The following is a 5354-nucleotide window of genomic DNA, read 5'->3' as shown; positions in this document are numbered from 1 at the left end:
TTCCTCAATCGTACAGTACAAAGGTTTTTCGGCTGTTGGATCTCGCTGATTTTTTCATTTTGTCTGAGGCTGGTCTTAGAGCAGATAAGGATACTTATTTGGGATTTAAATTAACAGATTAAGTATAATTACTCAAAGATGCCGACGGTAGAGCGCCATTCAGCGCGATCGTTTAAACTGAGATCGATATAAAAAGCTGGAATACGTGCTTCTATGCCTCGCCGCCCTATCCCAGAACCTGTTATTATCCCGTCCTCGACTCAAATTGTCCGTACTGCCAGTCCAACACCAACTGTAATCCCATCTCAACCACCTACAGATCTGCGGCAGTCGCGGGTGGACGAATTCTTGATGGCGCGATCGCTTAGTGACAACAGCAAGAAGGCATATCACCAAGACTTACAGCGATTTATGAATTGGACGCAGACGGCTTGGGGTGCAGTGACTCCCAGGCAGGTGGCGATGTTTAAAGATGACTTGCTAGAAGAAAAATCCCTCGCACCGGCGACAGCAAATCGGGTACTGACAACTCTAAAAAACTTCTACGGATGGATGGTCGATTCGGAGTACGTTGCCAAAAATCCTACCAAAACAATCGACTTACTGGAGCTGGAATCACCAGAGGCACAAGACTTAAGCGAGGCAGAGCTAGTAAGTATTTATCAGGTAGCAGAAAAGAGCAATTACCGAGAGCGCAATACTGCCTTAGTTTCGATTCTGCTACATGGATTGCGGGCAGCAGAAGTATCGGCACTAAATTTAGAGGATTATGACGGCACGAGGTTGCACGTTCGTAAAGCCAAAAGTGACAGTAAGGGTTACGTACCGCTCAAAGAAAGAGCCAGGATGGATTTGGATGTCTACCTGGAATCGCGATCGCAGCAAGGGGAAGAACTTCAGCCCGCGAGTCCTTTATTTATCTCGCGATCGCGCCGCAGTTTTGGCAAGCGCCTTACCTATTGGGGGATTCGAGATGTTGTCGATGCAATTCAGCAGGCGACGGGGATCGATCTTCACGCTCATCGGTTCCGGCACACGTTTGCTACCGATTTGGTACTTAGGGGCATGGATACTTATCACGTGATGACACTGACTCGGCATAAGTCAATGCAAAGTTTCAAACGCTATACCAAACGAGCCGACCAAATCGCCGCCGAAAAAGCTTTTTATCAAGCTCTTGGTGAAAGCCAGCCCGATGAAAAGGCTTGAAATTATGTTTGAATTTATTTTTGAATTTATTGCTAGAGTTATAGATTCGTTTCTAACGAGTCAAGCGAAATGGCTGCGCACTTAGGATGGCGAGTTAAAACTGCCCGCGTACAAAACTTGTACGTTTAGAAGATTTGGATCGATTTGGTTTCCGTTCCCAAGCCATTTCAATTTATACAATGTAAGAGGTAAAAATCTAAAAAGCTACCAGCCTGAGTTCACACCTAGGGCAGACGTAATTCTTGAGCTACTTTAATAACTTTTTAGTGTGACAAGGCATCAACTCAAGGCTCCGTTCAACAGGAGATAACGTATTTAAACGCATTCTCAAATTCCCAGTGTCTACTGATGCGATCGGGCAACTTCAACAAAGCTTAACGAGAAACCAGGAACCTTAACATATAAACAGTTTTTCAACAATTTTCTTCAATACTTAGTGTAAATCATTACCCAAATGCTCGAATCCGATTTAGAAGATGTATCAGCGTTTGAAATCGAATCTTGGCTCCAGACATTGGGGATTCAGCAATTGATTGAATGGGACGTGTTAGTTTACCTGTATCGTCACCAATCTAGTTTGATTAATGCCGAACAGATCAGTCATTTGCTGAATTATGGATCCAATCTAATTGTTGAAGCGCTTAAGACTTTAGAATCTCTAGGACTAGTTGAGAGATCGCGAGCGAGTCGAGGAGCGCGACTGCATCGCCTAGTTCCACCAGTCGAGCCACCCTGCCAGGAAGCGTTTGAACGACTAATTGGGCTAAAAAACGCACATCCAGTCCGACGACTTTTAGCTCGCAGACGATATCGTGGTAACGTTGAGCATGAGTAGCGATCGCGCCAAGGTAGAGGAGAAACAGGGTGGCGAATGGTAACTTAGTCCGAACGGGAATTCAGGGGTTGGATACGATCTTCCTGGGCGGCATTTCCAGAGGCAATGTCATCCTGGTTGAAGGGGAAGCTGGAGCAGGGAAAAGTTTGCTGGGTACGGAATTTATCTACCGTGGTATTGTCGAGTACGACGAACCTGGAATTATTGTGGTGTTTGAAACCAGCCCGCGCAAGCTATTACGGGATACGGCTGCGTTTAACTGGAACCTAGAGGAATTGCAGCAGCAAAACCGATTGCGAATTATCTTTACAACACCACAAATTCTGGAACAGGAGTTGCGCTCTGCGGATAGCTTGCTGATGGAAACGGCGATCGAGCTGGGAGCGCGGCGCATTTTCATTGATAGCATTGCGCTATTGCGTCCGACTGCCAGTAATGGCAATTCTGCTTTGCCAGCAAATGGTTCTGGCTCTTACCGCGAACTATTGCAGCAGATTATTGAGGGCTTAGACCGTGAAGGCATTACTCCCCTGTTTGCCCACGAACGGGCGTTGCACGGAGAACCAGCGCAGACGTTAGAAACCGCAGAATTTTTGGCTGATACGGTGATCCAGTTGCAGCGAGGCGACTACCCAGCAGGCGCTTATCGGCGGATTGAAATTCTTAAAAGCCGAGGACAAGGGTTTGAGGCAGGCGTACATACCCTGCAAATCAAAGCAGGTCAAGGGCTAAAAGTGTTTCGCCGCGTCCAGTGTCGCGTGCAGGCAACGGGTTATCAACCGACTTCTACCATTCAGAAATCGGCAATTGGCAACGCCATGTTAGATGACTTGACGGGAGGCGGGCTGTATGAAGGATCTGTGACGATAGTAACTGGTGCGTCAGGAACCGGAAAATCGAATTTGGGGTATCAGGTGCTGGTGGAGGGGGCGCGAAATGCAGGCAAGCGAGGTTTGCTTGTCACCCTAGACGAGCATCCAGAACAAATCCTTCGCAATGCGGACGCGCTGGGTCTGAATATGCGGGAACAGGTGGAAGCTGGCACGATCTACCTTTTGCATGACTCACCATTGGAACTGGAAGTCAACGTTCACTTCGATTTAATTGCCCGTACTATTGAGGAACACCAGATCGACCGCATTGTAGTAGATGGCATCACGACTTACAGCAACGCGATCGGCGACGAGCGGAAGTTTCGCGAGTTTCTCCACGGATTGATTGCCTTCACCAAGCAGCGACTAATGACCGCATTTATCAGCTACGAAAACCCAGAATTATTCGGCATGACTCGCTTCATGAGCGATTCTAATGTCACTTCTGTAGTTGATAACGTCATTTTGTTGAGCTATGTTGAACTGGGCAACATGATGAATCGGGCAATTACCGTCGCGAAAGCGCGAGGATGCAAACATCAATACATCACCCGACAGTATCGCATCGAACGGGGCGGGATCGTGCTTGTTCCAGAAGGAATTAGCGAGATCTCTAACCTTCCTTTTAGTAGCTACTACAATCTGTTGAGTCGAGCGCCGACTCGATTCAATCGTAATATTCCTCCTCAGATAGATGACTGAAACCAAGCAAATTAGTACGAGTTATAAAAGGAAGCGTCAGGAGTGCAGTGATTTTGGAATCTCGATTGGTTTTCAATGAATGAATTGCGTCAACTGCGAGTAGAGGTGCTGCAAGCGCTTCTTGACCCCTTAATTTGGCATTCGGTGCTAGAAGAGTATGCCTTAGCAATGAACTTGGCTGTGGTTTTGACCGATACTCAGGGGAGCGCGATCGGAGAGTATATTAATCCTCAACCGCTTTGGCAGCTATTTCAAACTCAAATAACGGAGAAACCTGGTGTTTGCCCGTTCTGTTTGGTTCGCTCCAAACCCTGCACGGCGATCGCCGAGGCACTGCAACGAAACGAACTGGTATTAATCAGCGATGACCTGGGTTTCGCTCATTTTGTCATCCCCTTGCGCTTGGGCGATCGCTCGGTTGGCACTCTGATCGCAGGGCAGGTGTTTGACCAGTTTCCCGATCGGCTGCAACTAGAACTAGAGCAAAATGCTAAACGATTAAATCTTTCTCCTCAAGCAGTCTGGCGGCAGGCATCGCGACAGCGTCCCGTGGCTCGAAAGACGTTGCGAACCTATGGTAAATTGCTCTCAACGCTGGGTAATAGCTTTATCGAAACCCGCTATCACTCGTTAATGGAACGCGATCGCTCTGACTTGCTTTCACGGCTATACGAGCAAGTTAGCATTAGCGAACAACAGTATCGTCTCCTGGCAGAAGGACTGCCTCAATTTGTCTGGATTTCCCTCCCCAACGGTCAAGTCACTTACTGCAACCCGCACTGTTATCGCTATACTGGGTTGACTCCAGAGCAGACTCTCGATTTTGGTTGGGCATCAGTATTGCATCCTGACGACCGAGAGCGGACTCAAGTAATTTGGCAGAATGCGATTGTAACAGGCGAGAGTTATGAAATTGAATATCGCTTTCGCCGCGATCGGGACGGACAGTATCGCTGGCACTTAGCTTCGGTCGCTCCCGTCCGAGATGCCACAGGTCAGATCGTTAATTGGGTGGGAACGGCGATCGATATTGAAGACCGCAAGCAAACCGAGGAGATGTTGCAGCAGCAAACCGAGCAATTGATCGAAGCAAACCGGATTAAGGATGAGTTTTTAGCCGTACTCTCCCACGAGCTGCGCTCTCCACTCAACCCCATCTTAGGATGGACTAAACTCCTGCGAAGCCGTAAGTTTGACGCTGGAAAAACAGCCCAGGCGTTAGAAACAATCGAGCGCAACGCCAAGTTACAGGCACAACTGATTGCCGATTTATTAGATGTCTCGCGGATTTTGCAAGGCAAACTCAGCCTCAATGTTTTCCCAGTGGCGCTAAAACCGCTCGCGCAAGCTGCATTAGAAACCGTGCGCTTGGCATCTGAAGCAAAATCAATCGAGCTGCAACTCGTCGCCGGATCGGAGGAACTACAAGTTTTAGGGGATGCTAGCCGCTTGCAGCAAGTCATTTGGAATTTACTTTCCAATGCCGTCAAATTCACGCCTGAAGCTGGACGGGTGGAAATTCGTTTACAACGCAATGGCACTCAAGCTCAAATCTCCGTGAGCGATACAGGCAAGGGGATTCATCTTGACTTTTTGCCCCATGTATTTGAGTACTTTCGCCAAGCCGACAGTACGACGACTCGCAAATTTGGTGGACTGGGGTGGCCGCCGAGATACGGATACTGTTGGCGAAATATTGCTTAACATTGGAATTCTAAACTTGACGGTGTATTACA

At 48.0% G+C, this 5354-nt stretch carries 4 protein-coding genes; all 4 read left to right on the top strand.

Annotated elements, in window-relative coordinates; all coding sequences use genetic code 11:
* Positions 1-213 precede the first annotated feature (213 nt).
* The 4 genes from C7Y66_RS29745 (at position 214) to C7Y66_RS29730 (ending at position 5322) form a co-directional block, all read left to right on the top strand.
* Entirely contained in the window at positions 214-1209 is a 996-nt protein-coding gene (locus C7Y66_RS29745) for a tyrosine-type recombinase/integrase (RefSeq protein ID WP_106548295.1), read from the top strand.
* Between the two features lie 454 nt (positions 1210-1663).
* Complete coding sequence (locus tag C7Y66_RS29740; protein WP_106548294.1) at positions 1664-2044, top strand: MarR family transcriptional regulator; 381 nt, start codon at positions 1664-1666, stop codon at positions 2042-2044.
* 29 nt (positions 2045-2073) lie between these two features.
* Positions 2074-3618, top strand: coding sequence for an ATPase domain-containing protein (locus tag C7Y66_RS29735; protein WP_106548293.1), 1545 nt, complete (start codon positions 2074-2076; stop codon positions 3616-3618).
* A 75-nt stretch (positions 3619-3693) separates the two neighbouring features.
* Entirely contained in the window at positions 3694-5322 is a 1629-nt protein-coding gene (locus tag C7Y66_RS29730; protein WP_106548292.1) for a PAS domain-containing protein, read from the top strand.
* The last annotated feature ends 32 nt before the right edge of the window (positions 5323-5354 follow it).

The sequence above is a fragment of the Chroococcidiopsis sp. CCALA 051 genome, from assembly GCF_003015105.1.
Classification (GTDB): domain Bacteria; phylum Cyanobacteriota; class Cyanobacteriia; order Cyanobacteriales; family Chroococcidiopsidaceae; genus Chroococcidiopsis; species Chroococcidiopsis thermalis.
This window is presented reverse-complemented; position numbering and strand designations above follow the sequence as displayed.

Excerpts from the sequence above, each read along its gene's own strand:
- C7Y66_RS29745 (WP_106548295.1), top strand. The coding sequence starts at position 214 with ATGCCTCGCCGCCCTATCCCAGAACCTGTTATTATCCCGTCCTCGACT.
- C7Y66_RS29740 (WP_106548294.1), top strand. The coding sequence starts at position 1,664 with ATGCTCGAATCCGATTTAGAAGATGTATCAGCGTTTGAAATCGAATCT.
- C7Y66_RS29730 (WP_106548292.1), top strand. The coding sequence starts at position 3,694 with ATGAATGAATTGCGTCAACTGCGAGTAGAGGTGCTGCAAGCGCTTCTT.